Here is an 18675-nt window from a genome sequence, read left to right as displayed (position 1 = left end):
ATGCTGTCGGAAACGGCTCGGCGCCGTGCGCCCGGCATCTCAGCGATGAGGCGGGCGTCGATGAAGCAAGTCCCAGAACGAATACCTTCACGCTAGCACGGATACCCGAACGCCGTCGGAGAACTTTGCCAGACCCGGGCCGTGCGCTGCACTGGGGGCATGGCATCCACCGATTCGGCAGCGTCCGACGACGAGCGCTGGCTCGTCATCGACGGCAGGCGGTGGCGCCGCACGGATCCGGCGCTGCCGGACGACCTCGCCGCGGCCCTGCGCTCCCACCTGGGGAGGGCACGCGCGGCGGTGCGCGTCGCCGGACGCGACGGGGACGAGGAGGCGGTGGCCGACGCGCGCCGTCGGGTGGGGCTGGCCAAGGCCGGCCTGGGGGAGCGGGGGCTGCGGTGGTGGGACGACGAGGTCGCGGCGCGGGTGTCGCGCGCGCGCGACGCGCTGGCCGACCTCGACCGCCTCGCCCCTCCGAGAGCAGACGGCGAGCCCTCCGTCAACACGTAGCGCGGCGCGGTTCGAGGCGGTGGGCTGGGACCTCCACGATCGAGGGAGAGTCATGTCATCCACTGCGTCCGAGCTGGAGAAGCTCAACGAGCTGCTGAAGAAGTTCCGTTTCACCATGGTCACCACGCGTGCCGAGAACGGCGACCTGCACGCCCACCCGCTCACGGTGCAGGAGACCGAGTCCGACGGGGACCTCTGGTTCATCGTCGGGACCCACGCGTCCGCCGTGGAGCACGTGCGCCGGGATGCGAAGGTCGGTCTGTCGTTCAGCACGGACGGCACCTGGCTGTCGCTCGCGGGCGAGGCCGAGGTGGTCGACGACCTCGCGAAGCTGAAGGAGCTGTGGTCGACGAGCGTGGAAGCCTGGTTCCCGGACGGCCCCGAGTCGCCCGGTGTGACGCTGTTGAAGGTCTCCGCTCTCACAGGAGAGTACTGGGGGAGTGCCGGCGGGCGCTTCGCCACGGCGATCGCGCTGGTGACCTCGAAGGTCACGGGCGATCGCCCGCGCGGCGGCGAGAAGGAGACGTTCGACCTGACCGACTGACGACCCGGGCGGGGCGGTGCCGATCCACCGGCACCGCCCCGACCCCGTCATCGTTCCGGCACACGCGCTGCCCGTGGCCCGCGGACGCCGGGATGGTCGCGTCAACCGCCCGATCGCGCCGGGAGCGAGGGATGCCGTGGCGTCGCGACGCGGGACAGGGCGGTCTCAGCCACCCGAGGGGTTGTCGACGGGGGCGTCGTCGTCGTCGGTCGTGGGGACCGACGGCGCGTCGGCGGTCTCGAGCTCGTCGGGGTGGTCGGCGGTGTCGGGGGTGCGTTCTGCGAAGGTGTCCATCCCCGTACCCGACCACTCGTCGGATCGCCGCGCACAGGGCCTTGCGCGGAACGGATCGTCGTGTGAGCGCAAGCCCCCGAGAAGGGTTCGTGCGCTTTGCGACGATGACGGCATGTCACGACCCGAGGTGCGCTCCAAACCCTGCGCGTATTGCGGCCGCCCGTTCACCGACCGCAAACGCTGGAGTGGACGCGATCAATGGGATCAGGTGCTCTACTGCTCGCGGGGATGCCGGTCGAAAGCGGCGGCGCAGAGGCGGAGCGCCTCATGACGCGCAGCGAGAGGGACCTCGCAGGGGAGGCGGGAGCATGAAGGCCGCGCTGATCCTCGCGACGCAGCAGTTCGCGGAGCACCCCGCCTACGACGACGACGAGATCGAGGAGTTCTTCTTCATCGAGTCGGCGCCGCGGTTCGCCAAGCTCCCCTACCACCGGCACAAGATCGTGCTGCTGGTGTCGGCCATGCGGCACACGGCGGCGCGACTCGAGGCCGAGGGCCGGACCGTCCGGCGGATCACCCTCGACGACGACCTCACGTTCAAGGCCGGCCTGGAGCGCCTGCTGACGACGCACCGCGTCACCGCGCTGACCTGGATGAGCGACCCGAACCGTCCCGTCGACGAGCGGATCGCGCGGATCTGCGCGGACCACGACGTCGACACCGACGTGCTCTCGGACGGGCTCTTCCTCACGCCCGAAGACGACGTGGACGCCTGGTTCGCGGAACACCCCACGCCGCTCATGGAGGACTTCTACCACTGGCAGCGTCGGCGCACCGGCATCCTGATGGACGGGGGGAAGCCTGCCGGACGCCGGTGGAACTTCGACGCCGACAACCGCAAGGCCCTGCCGAAGAAGGGCATCGACATCCCGCCCCTTCCGACGCTCGAGCACGACGAGATCACGCGGGCGGTGATCGCGGAGGTCGACGAGCTGTTCCCCGAGCATCCCGGCGCGGCGGAGGAGTTCTGGCTCCCGGTGACGCCCGAGGACTCGCGCGACTGGCTCGACGTGTTCGTCGCGGAGCGTCTGCACGACTTCGGGCGCTACGAAGACGCCATGAAGGCCGACGAGCCGTTCCTCTTCCACGCGATCATCTCGCCGATGCTGAACATCGGCCTGCTGACGGTCGAGGAGGTCGTCGCCGCCGCGACCCGCACCGACGCGCCACTGGCATCCGTCGAGGGGTTCATCCGGCAGGTGATCGGGTGGCGCGAGTACATGCGCGGGATGTACCGCGCGCACCCGGAGCTCGAGCACGTCAACGCGCTGCACCTCGAGAAGCGCATCCAGAAGTACTGGTACTCGGGGGAGCGGATGCCGACGGACCTCCCGGTCCCGGTGCGAACGGTGCTGGAGCGGGTGCACCGGTGGGGTTACGCCCACCACATCGAGCGGCTGATGGTGCTGGGCAACTGGTTCCTGTTGCAGGGCTACGCGCCGCGGCAGGTGAACGCGTGGTTCCTCGCGCTGTTCGTCGACGCGTACGACTGGGTGATGGTGCCCAACGTCATGGGCATGAGCCAGTTCGCCGACGGCGGGTTCGTCGCCACCAAGCCCTACGTCTCGGGCGGGGCGTATCTGCAGAAGATGGGTTCGTGGTGGCCTTCGGCTCAGGATGCCAAGGACTCGGTGTTCACCGATGCGTACTGGGAGTTCCTCGAACGCCACGAGGACGTGTTGGCGGGCAATCACCGGCTGGGGCTGGCGCTGGCGCAGATGCGCAAACGGCGGGACGCGAAGCACTAGCCGGCGGGGGTGTGAGGCTCCCGTCCGTTCGCCGGGCTCAGGGACCCGTTCGGGGAGGTGGCGGAGCCTGTCGAAGCTACCGGGGACGGTGCCGGTCCCTTCGACGGGCTCACAGGTCAGCTCGGGAAGGTGGCTGAGCCTGTCGAAGCCACCGGGTGCGGTGTCGGCCCCTCCGACGGGCCCGAGGACCTGCGCGGTCGCCGAACTCGTCGGAGGGTCCGCGCGGGTCAGCTCTTCAGCTTGGTGAGGGACGAGCCCTTGTGCGCCGCCGTCGAACCCGACTTCTCCGACTTCACGACGTAGGCCGGGTCGTCGTCCGACGCGGTGAACTTCTGCCCGTCGTGCTGGAAGTCCTTCGTCTTCTTCTCCACGACCTCGCCCTGGGTCCTGCCCTGCGGGGTGTCCCAGCTGACGCGATCGCCCTTCGACAGATCCTTCGACATGACGTGTCCTCTCCCGGTGGTAGCGGTCCGTTGATCTGCGCCCATGCTCGCGAGGCGTCGGAGGGGGCCGCGGGGGATTGACAGCCGCGGGACAGTAGGTGCTTCGCGCGCGATGCGCAACGCCCCCGCGATGTCGGAGGGGGTGCGTAGCGTCGGATGCGGGCCATTCGTCCGCGGCCCACGACGTGAGGAGAGCCATGACCGAGCCGACCACCACGAACGGCGGCGCGCCCGTCGCCAGTGACGAGCATTCGCAGAGCGTCGGAGCCGACGGCTCGATCGCGCTGACCGATCACTACCTCATCGAGAAGCTCGCGCAGTTCAATCGCGAGCGGGTCCCGGAGCGCGTCGTGCACGCCAAGGGCGGCGGGGCCTTCGGCACGTTCCGCACGACCGGAGACGTGTCGGCGTACACGCGTGCCGCGCTGTTCCAGCCGGGCGTCGAGACCGAGATGCTCGCGCGTTTCTCGTCGGTCGCCGGCGAGCAGGGCAGCCCCGACACCTGGCGCGATCCCCGCGGGTTCTCGCTGAAGTTCTACACGACCGAGGGCAACTACGACCTCGTCGGCAACAACACCCCCGTCTTCTTCGTCAAGGACGGCATCAAGTTCCCCGACTTCATCCGGTCGCAGAAGCGCCTCCCCGGCAGCCACCTGCGCGACAACACGATGCAGTGGGACTTCTGGACGCTCTCGCCCGAGAGCGCGCACCAGGTCACCTGGCTCATGGGCGACCGTGGCATCCCGGCATCCTGGCGCCACATGAACGGCTACGGCTCGCACACCTACCAGTGGATCAACGCCGAGGGGGAGCGGTTCTGGGTGAAGTACCACTTCCACACCGACCTCGGTCACAAGACCCTCACGCAGGACGAGGCCGACCAGATCGCCGGTCAAGACGCCGACTTCCACCTCCGCGACCTCTACGCCGCGATCGAGCGGGGCGAGTTCCCGACGTGGACGCTCAAGGTGCAGATCATGCCCTACGAGGATGCCAAGACCTACCGCTTCAACCCGTTCGACCTGACCAAGGTGTGGCCGCACAGCGACTACCCCGAGATCGAGGTCGGCACGATGGAGCTCAACCGCAACCCGGGCAACTACTTCGCCGAGATCGAGCAGGCGGCGTTCGAGCCGTCGAACTTCGTGCCGGGTATCGACGGCAGCCCCGACAAGATGCTGCAGGCGCGCATCTTCAGCTACGCCGACGCGCACCGCTATCGCGTCGGCACCAACTACCAGCAGCTGCCGGTCAACCGCCCGCACACCGAGGTGCACTCGTACTCGAAAGAAGGCGCCATGCGCTACGAGTACAACCCGCCCGAGGTTCCCGTCTACGCGCCGAACTCGGTGGGCGGCCCCGCCGCAGACCCGCGTCGGGCCGGCGATGGCGGATGGCACAGCGACGGCGAGCTCGTGCGCTTGGCGGCGACCCTGCACCCCGAGGACGACGACTGGGGTCAGGCGGGCGCGCTCGTGCGCGAGGTCATGTCGGCCGAGGAGCGCGACCGTCTCGTCGAGACGATCATCGGGCACGTCGGGGGCGTGACCCGCAAGGACGTCCGCGATCGTGCCGTGCAGTACTGGAAGAACGTGGATGCCGAGACCGGATCGCGCGTCGAAGCCGGGCTCCCGCCGCTCGATGACAGCACCGCTCCGGGCGAGCAGTTGAGCGAACCGAACCCCGACGGCGACCTCGTCGGAACGGACGTCGCGGGCAAGATCTGACGCGAGTCGTGTCGGCGGCGCTCCTCCCCGGGCGCCGCCGGCACGTTCCGACCGGTCGCGAGGGTCAGAGCGGTGCGCGGTCCGCCCGCGTGAGACGCCACCGGGACGCCAGCGCACCCGCGACGAGCGCCCCCGCGCCGCCGGCGATCATGTCGCCGATGGTGTCGTCGTACGTGACGAAGATCGCGTCGGTGATGAAGCGGTAGCCGAACCACTCGACCATCTCCCACGCGGCACTGAGCGCGAGCCCGGCTGATGTGGCGACGACGATGGGCGTCCGGCGCCGACCGGTCGGCTCGATCACGCGGGCGTCGTCGAGGAGAACCAGCGCGACGGCGGCGAGCACTCCCGTGCACACGGCGTGCACGATGAGATCCCAGCCCGTCCAGGCGCGGTAGAGGTCGATGACGTTGCTGCCGGCTGCCACGATCACCGTGACGCACGTGAGGAGGTCGAGTCCCGCGCGCAGCCCGATCATGCGCGAGAGCATCGCCGCGGGCAGCGACATCGACAGCACCGCGAAGTCGGTGAACGGCAGGGTGAAGAGCGAGACGACGACCCCGACGATCGCCGCCGCGCGCACGGCATCCGCCGACCACTCGACGACGCCGCGCGGCGGTCGCTTGAGATTGGCGTACATCGCCCGGATCAGCGGCATCCGTCGACCTCGTCTCGTCGAGGATCGGCGGTCACGTCCCGCTCCCGCCGGGGATGCGCACCACGGCCTGCACGGGCAGGTGATCGCTCGGCCACTGCGTTCCGGTGGGGCGGGGGTCGATGCCCACGGCCCGCACCCCCACGTCGGGGGTGGCCAGGAGGGCGTCGATGCGTCGGGCTCCCACCCTCGGCGCGGCGTAATTGTTGAACGTGCCCCACTCGGCCGAGTGCCGCACGGGGGCGTACGACCACGTGTCGACGAGCAGTCCGTCGGCGAACATCCCGGCGAGCTCGCCGGAGCGCACGTGCGCGTTGACGTCGGCGGTGAACAGCAGCGGTCCCTCCTGGGCCGCGACGACATCGTGCAGCCAGGTCGCCGAGCGGCGGCGCGCGCGCCGCGAGAAGGCGTCGAAGTGCGTGTTGACGAAGGTGAAGGCCGCCCCGGTGGAGAGGTCGCGCAGCTGCGCGATCACGGCGATCCGCGGGATCGTGTTGCCCCACCCGGTCGATCCGGGCACCTCGGGGGTGTCGGAGAGGGCGACCTGCCGCCAGTCCTCCACCCCGATGCGGTCGCGGTCGTAGAACAGGGGCGTGCCCTCGCCGCCGCGGTCCTTGCCGCGCCCGAGACCGAGGCGCCCGTAGCTCGAGCCCAGCGAGTCCTGCACCCACCGCGCCTGGTCGGGCATCGCCTCCTGCGAGCCGAGCAGGTGCGGCCGGTTCGCGCCCAGGAAGGTGCGCAGACGCTGCTTGCGCATCTGCCAGCGGTCGGCCGGCGGCCAGGTGACGCGATCGAAGCGGCGTCGGATGTTGAAGCTCATGACGTGCAGGTCGGGGGCCTCGACGCCGGGGAACAGGATGCCGGCCATCAGCGCACCTCCTCGCGGAGCGATCGCTCCGAACGCCGGCGGGCCACGCGAACCCATCGCGCGAGCGGGAAGTCTCGCGGCCAGTGCGCGAACACCGTGCCCGCACCGCGGCGGAAGCACCGTGCGAACCGCCGCGGTTCGACGGTGCGCGACGACACCCGCATGTGGTGCCCGGGGACGTGGCGGATGCGGTGTCGTTCGCCCAGGTGGTACGCCAGGTCGAGGTCGTCGTGCAGCTCGGGGTCGAGGTGCACCTCCGCTCGCACGTCATCCCATGCCCGGCGGCGGAACGCCATGTTCGACCCCCACAGGGGCGTGTGACCGAGCGCGGGGAAGGCGAAGGTCGTGTAGGTGGTCAGGAACGCCCGGGCCATGGACGTGCGCCGGGAGGCGGGACCGTCGTGGAACACGGCGCCGCCGGTGACGGCATCCACGTCGGGGTCGCTCAGCGCCTCGACCATGCTCGCCACCCAGGTCGGCGCGGGGATGCTGTCGGCGTCGAGCCGGAGGATCAGATCTCCCCGCGCGACGTCGTATCCCGTGGCTGCGGCGGCGGGGATGCCGCGCTCGCCGCAGAACACCACACGGGCTCCCGCGGCGCGCGCGACGGCGGCGCTGTCGTCGTGGGAGTCGTTGTCGACGACGACGATCTCGTCGGGGGCGACGCTCTGCGCGGCGAGCGCCCGCAGGCATCGCCGGAGGTGCGGAGCGTCGTCGCGGACGGGGATGACCACCGATACGGTGACGGCCGACGCAGCGGGGCCTTGGGGCACGCTTCCTCCCGGGGACGAGTCCTCCCACGCTAGGCGATCGCCGCGGGGCGTTGTGCGGCTTGACGCCTGCGCCGCACGATGACACGCGGGGAGGACACGCGCACGTGCGGGCTTTCGTAGGGTGGAGGTCATGGCATCCACCCTCAACGTGTCGGCGTACCTGTTCACGCCCCTCGACGACCCGGCGGCACTGCGCAGCGCGCTGCGCGAGCAGGCCGGGGCGCGGGGGCTGCGCGGCACGATCCTGCTCGCCGAGGAGGGGATCAACCTCTTCCTGGCGGGGTCGCCCGACGAGGTGCGCGGATTCATCGCCGACCTCCGGGCCGATGTGCGATTCGCCGCCCTGCGCACGAAGGAGAGCTGGTCGGATGCCGTGCCCTTCGGCAAGCTGCTGGTGAAGGTGAAACGGGAGATCATCCGCATGGATCGTCCCGAGGTGCGTCCGCAGGACGGGCGAGCGCCGGCCGTGAGCCCGGAGACGCTGCGTCGGTGGCTCGACCGCGGCGCCGATGACGACGGACGCGAGGTGGTGCTCGTCGACACGCGCAACGCGTTCGAGGTCGACTACGGCACCTTCGCCGGCGCTCTCGACTGGCGCATCGACCGGTTCACCCGGTTCCCGGATGCCGCGAAGGCCCACCGCGACGACCTCGCGGGCAAGACCGTCGTGAGTTTCTGCACCGGGGGCATCCGCTGCGAGAAGGCGGCGCTGTACCTGCGGAACGAGGGCGTCGAGGCGTACCAGCTCGACGGAGGAATCCTCGGATGGTTCGATGCGCAGGGCGCAGCGCACTGGAACGGCGACTGCTTCGTCTTCGACGAGCGCGAGGCGCTCGACCCGGCGCTCGCCGCGCGGGCCGGATCCTGACGTGCTCTGGGACCAGCACGCGTGCGCCGAGCTCGTCGAGACCGCCGACCTGACCGAACTGCACCGCTACCGCGGCGGCGGGGGCGGCCTGGTGTCGCTCAACGTCGGGTTCGCCCCGCACGGGCCCGAGGTCGCGGCATCCGTCCTGCGCTCGTTCCGCGCCCAGGTCGAGGCCATCGACGGGCTCGCGCTCGCGGCATCCGTCGATGACGTCGATCGGATCGCGGCGGCCGGCGACACGGCGGTCGTGTTCGACCTCGAAGACGTCGCCCCTCTCGGCGGCGACCTCGACGCGGTGGCCCGTCTCGCCGCTCTGGGCGTACGGACGCTCGGGCCCGTCTACAACCACGCCAACGCCGCCGGCGGCGGATGCCTCGACGCGGTCGACGACGGCCTCACCGCGTGGGGCCGCGACCTCGTCGCCGAGATGAACGCGCGCGGCATGGTGCCCGACGGTTCGCACGTGGGGGTGCGCACCACCTTCGACATGTGCAAGGCGTCGACCCGCCCGGTCGTGTTCAGCCACTCCAACCTGCGCGCCGTGTGGGATCACCCGCGCAACATCACCGACGACCAGGCCCGCGCGGTCGCCGACACCGGGGGAGTGGTGGGCGTGACCGGCGTCGGCATCTTCCTGGGGCCGAACACCCCGACGCTCGACGCGATGGTGCGACACATCGACCACGCCGTCGGCGTCGTGGGCATCGAGCACGTGGGCGTCAGCACGGACTTCTCGTTCGACTGGGAGACCTTCCGCGAGGTGCTGGCGACGAGCCCCGAGCTCTACGACGCGAGCTACACCGCGTGGGGACCGGTCGAATGGATGCCGCCGGAGACGTTTGTGGGTCTCGGCTCCGCCCTCGCGGCCCGAGGCTGGACCGACGCAGACATCGCCGCGGTGCTCGGCGGCAACTTCCGCCGCGTCGCGCTCGAGAGCTGGGAGGCTCACGCATGACCGAATTCCCCGACGACGTCGTTCTGCGCCGCGCCCGACCCGGTGACGAGAACGGCATCCTCGCCTGCATCCAGGCCCTCGCCGACTACGAGAAGGAGCCGGATGCCGTCGACAACACCGTCGAGATGCTCACGGCGACGTTGTTCGGCGACGACCCGAAGGCGTTCGCGTTCGTGGTCGACGGGGGCGACGGCGACATCCGGGCGATCGCGATCTGGTTCCTCACCTACTCCACGTGGACGGGCAAGCACGGCATCTGGCTCGAAGACCTGTACGTGCACGAGGAGTACCGCTCGCTCGGCTACGGGGTCGCGTTGCTCTCGGCGCTCGCCGAGGAGTGCGTCCGCCGCGGGTACCCGCGGCTGGAGTGGACGGTGCTCGACTGGAACGAGCCCGCGATCGGCTTCTACCGCGCCCTCGGGGCGGAGGCGATGGAGGAGTGGACGACCCGCCGCGTGACGGGCGAGGCGCTGCAGGCGCTGGCTCAGCGGGGGTAGCCCGGGGGTTCTCGCCGCCCCGTTGTTTCGGCGACGGGGGTCGGGTTCGGGGCGTGATCTGCTCGTCGGGGCGGGAGATTCACGCCCCGAACGACGAAACCCGCCCCGAACGGCATCGCGTCGAGCCCGGCGGCGGCTACCGCTCAGCGCGAGAGATCTCGCAGCACCGCCTCCGCGGCGCGCTGCCCGGAGACGAGCGCGCCCTGGATCGACGCGGTGTCGCGATGGTCGCCCGCGACGTAACGGCCGTCGCCGACCCGCGCCGGGCGTCGAAGGCGCAGCGGCGGATCCTGCGCCGGAAGGGCCCCGGCGATGTCGTCGCGCCGGATCAGGCGCCAGGAGCGGGTGTCGGTCTCCCACACCTCCGCGAGCTGCTGCCGCACGGCGGCTTCGGTCGCGCCCGCGGCCAGGAGGCAGGTCGCCTCGATCAGGTGCCGGCCCCGCGGGGCGTAGGTCGGAGCCGTGTTCGTCATCACGGCGGTGTTGACGACGGGTCCACGGCGGCGACCGTCGACGCGCAGGGCCCCGTCGGTCGTCGGGGCCTCATCGGCGGCGAACCACCACGTCTGCAGGCCGCGGGGACGCGGCAGCGGCACGTCGAGCGAGGGGTCCAACCCGGTGGCGACGATCACGGAGCGCGCGGTCACGGCATCCCGGCCCTCGATGCCCACGTGCCAGCCGTGCGCGCGCCGGCGGGTCGAGACCACCCGGTGCGACAGGCGGATGCCGGCTCCCGCCCGTCGGGCGGTGTCGGCGAGCTGCGCGGGGAGGGCCCCGATGCCGGCGGCCGGAACCCCGGGCGCGCCCAGGGCGAAGCTGCGGATCAGCAGTCGCACGAACGCGTCGGACGTCTTCTGCCGGTCATCGGCGAGCACCCCCGCGAGGAAGGGCTCCAGCACGGCGTCGCGGAGCGGACCGCGCAGGCCCGCGCGGTCCCAGGCCTCGTCGAGCGTCCGGTCGGGCCCCCGCTTCGCCGCCCGCGCCGACACGACGACAGGACCCGCCCATCGCAGGAGGGCGACGGCATCCGCGGGACGCACGAGACCGCTCGCGAGCGTGGCGGGCACCGAGGAGGGGTGCCGCAGCGGATGTGCGAGGCGAACGACCCGGTCGTCCACCCGCACGCCGACCGCCACGGGGAAGCGCCGCAGGGCGAGCGCGGGCACATCGACCCAGCGCCGGATCGCGGGGTAGGCCGGGTTGAGCACGTGGAACCCGCGGTCGAGGCGGAAGCCGTCGACGACGTCGGTGCGCTCCCGCCCGCCCACGGCGTCGCCCGCCTCGAGCACGACGACGTCGCGCCCGGCCTCGGCGAGCCGGGTCGCGGCACGCAGCCCCGCCAGGCCCGCACCGACCACGATCACGTCGTACTCGCTCATGCTGCGAGCCTACGAAGGGCCTCGGCCCCGGCCCCCGGGGTTGCGGGCGCGGGGCCGCTGCGTCGAGTGTCCGCGACACGCCCCATCGGACCGGCGCCCGGCGGTGTGTTCCGGACGCCCGGCGGCGGGCCACGACGTGCGGGAACGGCAGAGGGCCCGGATGCCGTGCGGCGATCCGGGCCCTCGTCGTCGATCTACGCGGAGGCTTCCTCGCGCTTGGGCAGCACCCAACCGGGGCGCACGAAGTGGCACGTGTACCCGTTGGGGATGCGGATCAGGTAGTCCTGGTGCTCGGGCTCGGCCTCCCAGAAGGGCGCCTCGGGCTCGATGGTCGTGACGACCTTCGCGGGCCAGATGCCCGACGCGTCGACGTCGGCGATCGTGTCGCGCGCGACCTTCTCCTGCTCGGGGGAGAGCGGGAAGATCGCCGAGCGGTAGCTCGTGCCGATGTCGTTGCCCTGACGGTTCAGGGTCGACGGGTCGTGGATCTGGAAGAAGAACGCCAGGATGTCGCGATACGTCGTCTTCGAGGGATCGAACACGATCTCGACCGCCTCGGCGTGGCCGGGGTGGTTGCGGTAGGTCGCGTGGTCGTTCTGCCCGCCGGTGTACCCGACGCGGGTGTCGAGGACGCCGGGCTGGCGGCGGATGAGGTCTTCGACGCCCCAGAAGCAGCCGCCCGCGAGGACGGCGGTCTCGGTGCCGGGGCGGCGGGTGATCTCGCCGGAGTCGGAAGGTCCGCTGGTCATGCTGGTGCTCCTTTTGCGGTTGCGGAAGGGGAAGAGGTTCACGAGGCGCGGCTTTCGCGGAACAGCGGGAGGTAGGCCCCGTAGCCCTGCTCTTCGAGCTCGTTCACGGGGACGAAGCGCATCGCGGCCGAGTTCATGCAGTATCTCAGCCCGCCGGCCTCGCGCGGGCCGTCGTCGAAGAGGTGCCCGAGGTGGCTGTCGGCTCCCGCGGAGCGCACCTCGGTGCGCGTCATCCAGAGCGAGCGGTCGGTCTTGTTCACGACGGCGGCGTCGTCGATCGGCTTGGTGAAGCTCGGCCAGCCCGAGCCGCTCTCGAACTTGTCGGTCGAGGAGAACAGGGGCTGCCCCGACACGACGTCGACGTAGATGCCGTCCTCATGGTTGTCCCAGTACTCGTTGCGGAACGGCGGTTCGGTGGCGTCGTCCTGCGTGACGGCGAACTGGCGGTCGGTGAGGCGGCTGAGCGCCTCCGACGTCTTCCGGTACTCCGTGCTCACGGTTCGTGTCCCTTCGTCATGACGACCGGTGCCGGCCGTCAGTGAAGAGAACGCCGACCGGGCCCGATTTGGTCCCGCCGGGCTGGGAGCGGCCTGTGAGTTCCGTGACCACCTCGGATGCCGAGGGCAAGCCCCGCCGCCGCGCCCGGGGCCGCGGTTAGCGTGGCTTCATCACGACCCAGGAGGTTTCCATGACCCGCACGATCGTCATCACCGGAGCGAGCGACGGCATCGGGGCCGCTTCGGCGAAGCAGCTCGCGCAGCTCGGCGAAGAGGTGGTCGTGGTGGGACGCAACCCCGACAAGACCGCTCGCGTCGCGCGCACGCTCGGAGCGGATTCGTTCGTGGCCGACTTCAGCGACCTGGGGCAGGTGCGCGAGCTCGCGGCATCCCTCCTCGAGAAATACCCGCGCATCGACGTGCTCGCCAACAACGCCGGGGGCGTGTTCGGCGAGCGCACGCTCACCGCGGACGGCTACGAGATGACCTTCCAGGTCAACCACCTCGCGCCGTTCCTGCTGACGAACCTCCTGCTCGAGCGGCTGATCGCCTCCGATGCTTCGGTGATCCAGACCTCGAGCGCCGCGGCGAAGCTGTTCCCCCGGTTCGACATCGACGACCTGCAGGGCGCTCGCCGCTATTCGTCGACGAGCGCGTACGGCAACGCCAAGCTCGCGAACGTGCTCTTCACGAAGGAACTGAACCGTCGCTTCGGCGATCAGGGTCTGTCGGCGGTGGCCTTCCACCCGGGGGTGATCGCGTCGAACTTCGGTGCCTCCAGCAACGGGCCGTGGAAGTTCCTGTACAGCGGGCCCATCGCCCAGCGTCTGATGACCTCGACCTCGGTGGGCGGCGCGCGCCTGACGTGGCTCGCGCTCGGCAAACCCGGCGTCGACTTGACCCCCGGAGGCTTCTACTCGAACAACAAGCCCGCCGCGACCAACCGCATCGCCGATGACCCCCTGGTCGCGCGGCAGTTGTGGGAGCGCAGCGAAGTGCTGGTCGGCCTCGACGACTGATCAGCGCGTGCGGCGTCTGCGCGGTCTTCTCCGCAGAGATCGCTCCGAGGGCGAGTGCGAAGAATCGCTCGAGGCGCTCCCGGGCCGACGGAACCGTCAGCTGTCCCGATAGAGGCGGGTCCGCCCCTCACCCGCGGGGCGGATCAGGTGCGTCTTCCGGGTGGGCGGCAGGCCCGAGAAGAGCGCTCAGACGCGCGCGGATGACGGCTACCGCCTCCGTCCGGCTGCGGCCCGAGTGCGGTTGCTCCGCGAGCTCGATCGCGATCTCGGTCAACAGCGCCGTTCCCAGGAAGAGGTCGGCCCCGCCGGCGATGCGCAGATCTTCATCGGACGCGTGTCCGACCTGCAGCATCACCGCGGGAGACCCGAAGTGGCGCGCCACCTCGGCCCTTTTCTCGGCACTGACCTTCCAGAACGGGCGTTCCATCGCGACGCAGCGGTCGAGGATGTTCGACAGGAGTTCGTGCGCGTCACTCCGAGGCATCTGTCGTCCTTCCGCTCGACGAGTTCGGCGAGGCGGATTCTCCCGCCGTGCGGCGCGCGCTTGCGCGGTCCCATTCCCGTGACGTCCTCCGCAGAGAAGAGCAGAGATCGCCGGCGGCGACGAGTTCGGCCGCGAGCCCCGCCGGCGCGTGCGGCGACAGCACGACGTCGTCGTCGCCACCGGCGAGGGCCGCCTGCCGCAGGCGATCGTCGTATCCGCGAGGTTCGAGGGAGACCGAGCCGCCGCCGTGAACGAGCTGCACGACGACGAGGCCGATGTCGCGTGCGTCCGCGTCCTCCTGCGCCGCGACGCGGACCCGGCTCGCGATCGGGTGCCCCAGACCGATGGATTCCTGCACCCACTCCCGTAACTGCACGCGAGAACGGCGCGGAGGTGAGTCCTCGATGCGCTCGTGTTCCACGACGTCAGCTTACGCCGTAAGCGGATCTGGTCGGGCCGATGCCGAACCTCTCATCCCCGCCGACCGGGAGAGGCGACCGCGTCCCTCCACCCATGAAGAGCCGGTCGCGAGTCCGATCTGCGCGACCGTCTCGTGCAGGCGTCGCGGAGTGCTCGAGGTCAGGGGGCGTCCGATGATGGGGGAGTGAACCGCACGGATCGTCTCTATGGCTTGGTGGAAGAACTGCGGGCCGTCTCGCCGCGTCCGCGGAGTGCGCGGCGTCTCGCAGAACGGTTCGAGGTGTCGGTGCGCACCATCGAGCGAGACCTCGTGGCGCTGCAGCAGTCGGGTCTGCCGATCTGGGCGGAGCCCGGCCGCACAGGTGGGTACGTGATCGATGCGTCCGCGACGCTGGGGCCGGCGGGGTTCACGCTCGACGAGGCGCTGGCGGTGCTGATCGGGCTCGGCACCCTCGGGCGAGGCCCCTTCCGGCACTCCGCCCGCACCGCTGCCCGCAAGATGCTGGCGGTCCTGCCGGACGGCGAAGCGGCGCGCGCCAGCGCCCTCGCGTCCCGCGTGCATTTCCTCGAGGGTGAGGACGACGTCGCCGCCCCGCCCGAGTTCGCTGCGGCCCTGCGCGCCGATCGCGTCGTGCGCCTGCGCTACCAGGATGCCGGCGGCACGGAATCCGTCCGCGAGGTCGAGCCCCTCGGGTCCATCGGCAAGGAGGGACAGTGGTACCTCATCGCCTGGTGCCGCTTGCGTGACGGGGTGCGAGCCTTCCGGGGAGACCGGATGCTGACGATCGAGGTGACCGAGGAGCGACCCCCGCAGCGGGCACTGCGTGCCACCGACCTCGCGATCCCCTACGGACGGTTGCGGTCGGCGATCGAGGACTGAACGGGAGGGACTTCGCGAAACACCGACAGGACGGTGTCGCGCTCACCGGTGAGGCTGGAGCTCTCATCCCACCGACTCCGCCGAAGGAACCTCATGTCGTTCGCCTCCATCCGTATCGTCACCGATGACCTCGACGCCCTCGTCGCGTTCTACGAGCGGGTCACCGGTCAGCAGGCCGAACGGCCCGCCCCCGTCTTCGCGCAATTCAGCGGCCCCGGCGCCACCCTCGCGATCGCGAGCACCGCCACGACCGCGATGCTCGACGGAGCCCTCGAACCCGCCGCGAACCGCTCCGTCTTCATCGAGTTCGCGGTCGCCGACGTCGACGCCGCGTTCGCAGCGCTGCAGTCACCCCGGCAGGACGTCGTCCTCGAACCGACCACGATGCCGTGGGGCAACCGATCGGCGCTCGTGCGCGACCCCGACGGGAACGTCGTGAACCTCTTCAGCGCGCCCGTGGAGAGCTGACGCCCGGCGCTCGGCGCCCGGGCATGCGCCGCAGAAAGCTACGCGTTCGCTATGCATCACCCCCGAGTGCCCCATTCTTGGAGCCGTCTGGGGAGCGCCCGAGCACGCTGAGCGCATGACCGCAGCCCCCGCCCTCGCCGCCCCGCCCGCCGCCGTTCCCGCGCGCCGCACGGAGCGGCAGCGCTCGCAGGGCCGAGCCGCGTGGAACCTCGCCGCGATCGTCGTCGTCTGGGCGACGAGCCTCGTCGTCGTGGCCGTGTGGGTCGCGGGCGGAGAGGTGCAGTCGCTGGCGGCCGGGGGAGCGGACACGCTCAACGCCCTCGGTCGCGCCGCGGGTCTGGCATCCGCCAATCTGCTCTTCTACCAGGTGCTGCTGATGGCGCGCGTGCCGCTGTTCGAACGCGGCTTCGGGCGCGACGGCATCACCCGCATGCACCGGATCGTCGGCTTCTGGTCGTTCGCGCTGTTCTCGGCCCACATCGGGCTGCAGATCCTCGGCTACGCGGTGCAGGCGGGCATCGACCCGCTCGAACAGGCGTGGCAGTTCGTGTGGGACTACCCGGGCATGCTGCTGGCGACCGCGGGTACGGGTCTGCTGCTGCTCGTCGTGGTGACCTCGGTGCGCAAAGCCCGCCGGCGCCTGCGGTACGAGTCCTGGCACCTGCTGCACCTGTACGGCTACCTCGGCGTCGGACTCGCGATCCCGCACATGCTGTGGACGGGTGCCGACTTCACCGTCTCGCCCGCCGCGACCTCGTACTGGTGGGCGATGTGGGGCGTCACCGTGGCGACGGTCGTCGTCTTCCGGCTCGGGCTTCCGCTGGCGAGGTCGTTGCGCCACGGCATCCGCGTCGGCGCCGTCGAACGCGACGGCCGCAGCGGCGTCTCGGTGCGGATGACCGGACGCCGGATCGACGCGCTGAGGGCCCGCGGCGGACAGTTCTTCGTCTGGCGCTTCCTCGACGGCGCGGGCTGGACGCGCGGACACCCCTTCTCGCTCGCCACCGATCCCGCCGACGGCGAGCTCGTGATCTCGGCCCGCTTCGTCGGCGACGGCACTCACCGCCTCGCGACGCTGCGCCCCGGTACTCGGGTGCTCATCGAGGGGCCCTACGGCACGATGACCGCCGACGAACGCCGCGGCGGACGCCTGCTCATGATCGGCGCCGGTGCGGGCGTCGCGCCCCTGGTCGCCATCCTCGAGGAGGCCGAGTGGACGCCGGGGGAGGCGACGCTGATCGTGCGCGACCACACCGCCGACGACGCCCTGCGCGTCGGCGCCATCGACCGCCTCGTCCGCGAACGCGGGCTGCGCCACGCGCCGCTTCCCGGCCCCCGGGCCCGCACGACCTCGCCATGGCTGCCCGCCTCGCACGCGCAGTGGGCGGGGGCCGACCTCATCCGCTACGTCTCGCCGCTGCCCGCCGAGACCGACGTGTTCCTGTGCGGACCGCAGCCCTGGATGGATGCCGTGCGCACCGACCTCCGCCGCGCCGGCGTCCCCGCCGAGCGTGTCCACCTCGAAGCCTTCACCGTCTGAGGAGACCCGCGATGAAGAAGATCGTCTACGCCTTCATGGCGACCGTGACCGGGCTCGTGCTGTTGTTCAGCTACCGCACCTCGGTCGCACCCGAATCCGCCGATGCGCTCGCGGAGGCCCCCTCGACGGGCGCCGTCTCCGGGGCGACGGCGGCTCCGCAGAGCACGACGAACACACCGAGCCCGTCGGCATCCGGACCCGCCTCGAGCGGGTCGTCGGGCACGACCGCCACGGCTCCGCAGCCCTCGTCGAGCGGCCTCACCGACGGCACCTACACCGGTCAGGCGGCGAACACGCGCTTCGGCCCGGTGCAGGTGCAGATCACCGTGTCGGGCGGGACGATCACCGACGTGCAGGTGCCGCAGTACCCCTCCGAGAACGGACGCGACCAGCAGATCAACGCGCGGGCACTGCCGATCCTCGTGAAAGAGACGGTGCAGGCGCAGAGCGCCCAGGTCGACATGGTCTCGGGCGCCACCTACACCAGCACGGGATACCGCACGTCGCTGCAGTCCGCTCTCGATCAGGCGCGGGCATGACCGGCGCGTTCACGGTCGTCGAGCCCGTGATGGGCACCGTCGCCTCGATCACCGTCGTCGGCGAGCGCACCGACCGGGTCGAGAGGGCGATCGCCGCGTGCGTGGCGCGCCTGCGCGACGACGAGAGGGTGTTCTCGACCTACCGCGACGACTCCGACGTGTCGCGGTTGCGCGACGAGGGCCTCGAACTCGGCGAGGTCGACGCGCGAGTGGCCGAGGTCGCGGCGCGGTGCCGCGATCTGCGCGAGCGCAGCGGCGGGCGCTTCGATGCCCACTGGCGCGGATGGTTCGACCCGACCGGCTTCGTCAAGGGATGGTCGACGGATGCCGCGACCCGGGCCTTCGACGGCCTCCTCGCCGACGGCGCGATCGGGGCGGTCGGCGTCAACGTGGGCGGTGACATGCGCCTGCGCACCGCTGCGACCAGCGACCACGTCTGGCGCATCGGCATCGCGCATCCGACCCACGAGGGCGAGCTGCTGGCCACCGTCGAGGTCGTCAACGGTGCCGTCGCCACCTCCGGCACGTCGGAGCGCGGCGCGCACCTCGTCGATCCGCGCACGGGCGCGCACCTTCCTGGCCCCGTGAGCGCGACGGCCGTCGCCGACGACCTCACCACCGCCGATGCCTGGGCGACCGTGGCGGCCGTCGCCGGTATCCGGGACCTCGAATGGATGCCGGTGGCCCCCGTGGCATCCGGGATCGTGTGGGAGCACGGACGCACCCGCCGCTTCGCGGGACGCGTCGAGGTGTCGGCGTTCCGCGACGCGGTCATCGGCTGAGCCCGGGCGCTTCGGCGGGCTTCGGCGATCTGCGAC

General features: G+C 71.2%; 24 protein-coding genes. 14 read left to right on the top strand and 10 right to left on the bottom strand.

Translation table 11 applies throughout. From position 1 onward, the window contains the following. Nucleotides 1-159: 159 nt before the first annotated feature. Both RWH44_RS14955 and RWH44_RS14950 read left to right on the top strand, forming a co-directional pair. Nucleotides 160-510: a biopolymer transporter Tol gene (locus RWH44_RS14955; protein WP_316005202.1), complete on the top strand. Its 351-nt coding sequence runs from the start codon at nt 160-162 to the stop codon at nt 508-510. A gap of 52 nt (nt 511-562) precedes the next feature. Then, complete coding sequence (locus RWH44_RS14950) at nt 563-1054, top strand: pyridoxamine 5'-phosphate oxidase family protein (RefSeq protein WP_316005201.1); 492 nt, start codon at nt 563-565, stop codon at nt 1052-1054. Between the two features lie 165 nt (nt 1055-1219). On the opposite strand, the gene RWH44_RS14945 is transcribed toward RWH44_RS14950, so the two are convergent. Next, on the bottom strand, nt 1220-1348 hold the full coding sequence (locus tag RWH44_RS14945) for a hypothetical protein (protein WP_298875627.1): 129 nt from the start codon (nt 1346-1348) through the stop codon (nt 1220-1222). A 112-nt stretch (nt 1349-1460) separates the two neighbouring features. On the opposite strand from RWH44_RS14945, the gene RWH44_RS16100 reads away from it, so the two are divergent. Continuing rightward, complete coding sequence (locus RWH44_RS16100) at nt 1461-1619, top strand: DUF2256 domain-containing protein (RefSeq protein WP_136587690.1); 159 nt, start codon at nt 1461-1463, stop codon at nt 1617-1619. Between the two features lie 37 nt (nt 1620-1656). Further along, nucleotides 1657-3096 carry a cryptochrome/photolyase family protein gene (locus RWH44_RS14940; protein WP_316005200.1) on the top strand — a complete coding sequence of 480 codons (1440 nt, stop codon included), beginning with the start codon at nt 1657-1659 and terminating at the stop codon, nt 3094-3096. Between the two features lie 227 nt (nt 3097-3323). Here RWH44_RS14940 and RWH44_RS14935 read toward each other — a convergent pair whose 3' ends face one another. Further along, a complete protein-coding gene (locus RWH44_RS14935) occupies nt 3324-3539 on the bottom strand; it encodes a hypervirulence associated TUDOR domain-containing protein (RefSeq protein ID WP_298875632.1) in 216 nt (71 codons plus the stop codon). 197 nt (nt 3540-3736) lie between these two features. On the opposite strand from RWH44_RS14935, the gene RWH44_RS14930 reads away from it, so the two are divergent. Continuing rightward, a complete protein-coding gene (locus tag RWH44_RS14930; protein WP_316005199.1) occupies nt 3737-5266 on the top strand; it encodes a catalase in 1530 nt (509 codons plus the stop codon). A 64-nt stretch (nt 5267-5330) separates the two neighbouring features. Here RWH44_RS14930 and RWH44_RS14925 read toward each other — a convergent pair whose 3' ends face one another. The 3 genes from RWH44_RS14925 to RWH44_RS14915 are packed head-to-tail and all read right to left on the bottom strand — an operon-like array spanning nt 5331 to nt 7562. Continuing rightward, on the bottom strand, nt 5331-5924 hold the full coding sequence (locus RWH44_RS14925) for a DUF2238 domain-containing protein (RefSeq protein ID WP_316005198.1): 594 nt from the start codon (nt 5922-5924) through the stop codon (nt 5331-5333). 31 nt (nt 5925-5955) lie between these two features. Next, on the bottom strand, nt 5956-6789 hold the full coding sequence (locus RWH44_RS14920; RefSeq protein WP_316005197.1) for an endonuclease/exonuclease/phosphatase family protein: 834 nt from the start codon (nt 6787-6789) through the stop codon (nt 5956-5958). After that, on the bottom strand, nt 6789-7562 hold the full coding sequence (locus RWH44_RS14915; protein WP_298875643.1) for a glycosyltransferase family 2 protein: 774 nt from the start codon (nt 7560-7562) through the stop codon (nt 6789-6791). The genes RWH44_RS14920 and RWH44_RS14915 overlap by 1 nt, the downstream gene beginning before the upstream one ends. A gap of 130 nt (nt 7563-7692) precedes the next feature. Between RWH44_RS14915 and RWH44_RS14910 the strand changes: the two genes are divergently transcribed. From RWH44_RS14910 to RWH44_RS14900, 3 genes are read left to right on the top strand one after another with little or no spacing between them, the layout of a single operon-like run. Continuing rightward, nucleotides 7693-8430, top strand: a complete 738-nt coding sequence (locus RWH44_RS14910; RefSeq protein WP_298875646.1) for a sulfurtransferase — start codon at nt 7693-7695, stop codon at nt 8428-8430. A gap of 1 nt (nt 8431) precedes the next feature. Beyond that, a complete protein-coding gene (locus RWH44_RS14905; protein ID WP_316005196.1) occupies nt 8432-9385 on the top strand; it encodes a dipeptidase in 954 nt (317 codons plus the stop codon). Beyond that, nucleotides 9382-9882 carry a GNAT family N-acetyltransferase gene (locus RWH44_RS14900; RefSeq protein ID WP_316005195.1) on the top strand — a complete coding sequence of 167 codons (501 nt, stop codon included), beginning with the start codon at nt 9382-9384 and terminating at the stop codon, nt 9880-9882. The genes RWH44_RS14905 and RWH44_RS14900 overlap by 4 nt, the downstream gene beginning before the upstream one ends. 143 nt (nt 9883-10025) lie before the next feature. Here the strand turns inward: RWH44_RS14900 and RWH44_RS14895 are convergent, their stop codons facing one another. The 3 genes from RWH44_RS14895 to msrB form a co-directional block, all read right to left on the bottom strand. Next, nucleotides 10026-11261 (bottom strand): NAD(P)/FAD-dependent oxidoreductase, encoded by a 1236-nt coding sequence (locus tag RWH44_RS14895; RefSeq protein ID WP_316005194.1) that lies wholly within the window; start codon nt 11259-11261, stop codon nt 10026-10028. 194 nt (nt 11262-11455) lie between these two features. Continuing rightward, nucleotides 11456-12010 carry a peptide-methionine (S)-S-oxide reductase MsrA gene (gene msrA / locus RWH44_RS14890; protein WP_298875657.1) on the bottom strand — a complete coding sequence of 185 codons (555 nt, stop codon included), beginning with the start codon at nt 12008-12010 and terminating at the stop codon, nt 11456-11458. Between the two features lie 38 nt (nt 12011-12048). Continuing rightward, entirely contained in the window at nt 12049-12507 is a 459-nt protein-coding gene (gene msrB / locus RWH44_RS14885; protein WP_298875660.1) for a peptide-methionine (R)-S-oxide reductase MsrB, read from the bottom strand. A 191-nt stretch (nt 12508-12698) separates the two neighbouring features. Here msrB and RWH44_RS14880 point away from each other — a divergent pair, with 191 nt between their 5' ends. Then, nucleotides 12699-13526 carry an SDR family NAD(P)-dependent oxidoreductase gene (locus RWH44_RS14880; RefSeq protein ID WP_316005193.1) on the top strand — a complete coding sequence of 276 codons (828 nt, stop codon included), beginning with the start codon at nt 12699-12701 and terminating at the stop codon, nt 13524-13526. Between the two features lie 127 nt (nt 13527-13653). Here RWH44_RS14880 and RWH44_RS14875 read toward each other — a convergent pair whose 3' ends face one another. After that, nucleotides 13654-14010, bottom strand: coding sequence for a hypothetical protein (locus tag RWH44_RS14875; protein WP_316005192.1), 357 nt, complete (start codon nt 14008-14010; stop codon nt 13654-13656). Beyond that, nucleotides 13997-14431 carry a hypothetical protein gene (locus RWH44_RS14870; RefSeq protein WP_316005191.1) on the bottom strand — a complete coding sequence of 145 codons (435 nt, stop codon included), beginning with the start codon at nt 14429-14431 and terminating at the stop codon, nt 13997-13999. The genes RWH44_RS14875 and RWH44_RS14870 overlap by 14 nt, the downstream gene beginning before the upstream one ends. A 183-nt stretch (nt 14432-14614) precedes the next feature. Between RWH44_RS14870 and RWH44_RS14865 the strand changes: the two genes are divergently transcribed. The 5 genes from RWH44_RS14865 (at nt 14615) to RWH44_RS14845 (ending at nt 18639) form a co-directional block, all read left to right on the top strand. After that, entirely contained in the window at nt 14615-15310 is a 696-nt protein-coding gene (locus RWH44_RS14865) for a helix-turn-helix transcriptional regulator (RefSeq protein ID WP_316005190.1), read from the top strand. A 93-nt stretch (nt 15311-15403) separates the two neighbouring features. Next, the gene (locus RWH44_RS14860; RefSeq protein WP_298875675.1) at nt 15404-15778 is read left to right on the top strand and encodes a VOC family protein; all 375 of its coding nucleotides are present in this window, start codon (nt 15404-15406) and stop codon (nt 15776-15778) included. A 115-nt stretch (nt 15779-15893) separates the two neighbouring features. Next, nucleotides 15894-17318: a ferredoxin reductase family protein gene (locus RWH44_RS14855; protein WP_316005189.1), complete on the top strand. Its 1425-nt coding sequence runs from the start codon at nt 15894-15896 to the stop codon at nt 17316-17318. Nucleotides 17319-17329: 11 nt separating this feature from the next. Then, a complete protein-coding gene (locus RWH44_RS14850; RefSeq protein WP_316005188.1) occupies nt 17330-17857 on the top strand; it encodes an FMN-binding protein in 528 nt (175 codons plus the stop codon). After that, entirely contained in the window at nt 17854-18639 is a 786-nt protein-coding gene (locus RWH44_RS14845) for an FAD:protein FMN transferase (RefSeq protein ID WP_316005187.1), read from the top strand. Before RWH44_RS14850 ends, RWH44_RS14845 begins: the two co-directional genes overlap by 4 nt. Nucleotides 18640-18675: the final 36 nt, after the last annotated feature.

The sequence above is a fragment of the Microbacterium phycohabitans genome, assembly GCF_032464935.1.
In the GTDB taxonomy this organism is placed as follows: Bacteria; Actinomycetota; Actinomycetes; order Actinomycetales; family Microbacteriaceae; genus Microbacterium; species Microbacterium phycohabitans.
This window is presented reverse-complemented; position numbering and strand designations above follow the sequence as displayed.

Bases quoted from the DNA above. Each gene is read 5' to 3' on its own strand.
- RWH44_RS14900 (WP_316005195.1), top strand. From the start codon at position 9,382: ATGACCGAATTCCCCGACGACGTCGTTCTGCGCCGCGCCCGACCCGGT.
- RWH44_RS14945 (WP_298875627.1), bottom strand. From the start codon at position 1,348: ATGGACACCTTCGCAGAACGCACCCCCGACACCGCCGACCACCCCGAC.
- RWH44_RS14935 (WP_298875632.1), bottom strand. From the start codon at position 3,539: ATGTCGAAGGATCTGTCGAAGGGCGATCGCGTCAGCTGGGACACCCCG.
- RWH44_RS14860 (WP_298875675.1), top strand. From the start codon at position 15,404: ATGTCGTTCGCCTCCATCCGTATCGTCACCGATGACCTCGACGCCCTC.
- RWH44_RS16100 (WP_136587690.1), top strand. From the start codon at position 1,461: ATGTCACGACCCGAGGTGCGCTCCAAACCCTGCGCGTATTGCGGCCGC.
- RWH44_RS14940 (WP_316005200.1), top strand. From the start codon at position 1,657: ATGAAGGCCGCGCTGATCCTCGCGACGCAGCAGTTCGCGGAGCACCCC.
- RWH44_RS14930 (WP_316005199.1), top strand. From the start codon at position 3,737: ATGACCGAGCCGACCACCACGAACGGCGGCGCGCCCGTCGCCAGTGAC.
- msrA (WP_298875657.1), bottom strand. From the start codon at position 12,010: ATGACCAGCGGACCTTCCGACTCCGGCGAGATCACCCGCCGCCCCGGC.
- RWH44_RS14855 (WP_316005189.1), top strand. From the start codon at position 15,894: ATGACCGCAGCCCCCGCCCTCGCCGCCCCGCCCGCCGCCGTTCCCGCG.
- RWH44_RS14875 (WP_316005192.1), bottom strand. From the start codon at position 14,010: ATGCCTCGGAGTGACGCGCACGAACTCCTGTCGAACATCCTCGACCGC.
- RWH44_RS14845 (WP_316005187.1), top strand. From the start codon at position 17,854: ATGACCGGCGCGTTCACGGTCGTCGAGCCCGTGATGGGCACCGTCGCC.
- RWH44_RS14920 (WP_316005197.1), bottom strand. From the start codon at position 6,789: ATGGCCGGCATCCTGTTCCCCGGCGTCGAGGCCCCCGACCTGCACGTC.
- RWH44_RS14895 (WP_316005194.1), bottom strand. From the start codon at position 11,261: ATGAGCGAGTACGACGTGATCGTGGTCGGTGCGGGCCTGGCGGGGCTG.
- RWH44_RS14880 (WP_316005193.1), top strand. From the start codon at position 12,699: ATGACCCGCACGATCGTCATCACCGGAGCGAGCGACGGCATCGGGGCC.
- RWH44_RS14925 (WP_316005198.1), bottom strand. From the start codon at position 5,924: ATGCCGCTGATCCGGGCGATGTACGCCAATCTCAAGCGACCGCCGCGC.
- RWH44_RS14850 (WP_316005188.1), top strand. From the start codon at position 17,330: ATGAAGAAGATCGTCTACGCCTTCATGGCGACCGTGACCGGGCTCGTG.
- RWH44_RS14910 (WP_298875646.1), top strand. From the start codon at position 7,693: ATGGCATCCACCCTCAACGTGTCGGCGTACCTGTTCACGCCCCTCGAC.
- RWH44_RS14955 (WP_316005202.1), top strand. From the start codon at position 160: ATGGCATCCACCGATTCGGCAGCGTCCGACGACGAGCGCTGGCTCGTC.
- RWH44_RS14950 (WP_316005201.1), top strand. From the start codon at position 563: ATGTCATCCACTGCGTCCGAGCTGGAGAAGCTCAACGAGCTGCTGAAG.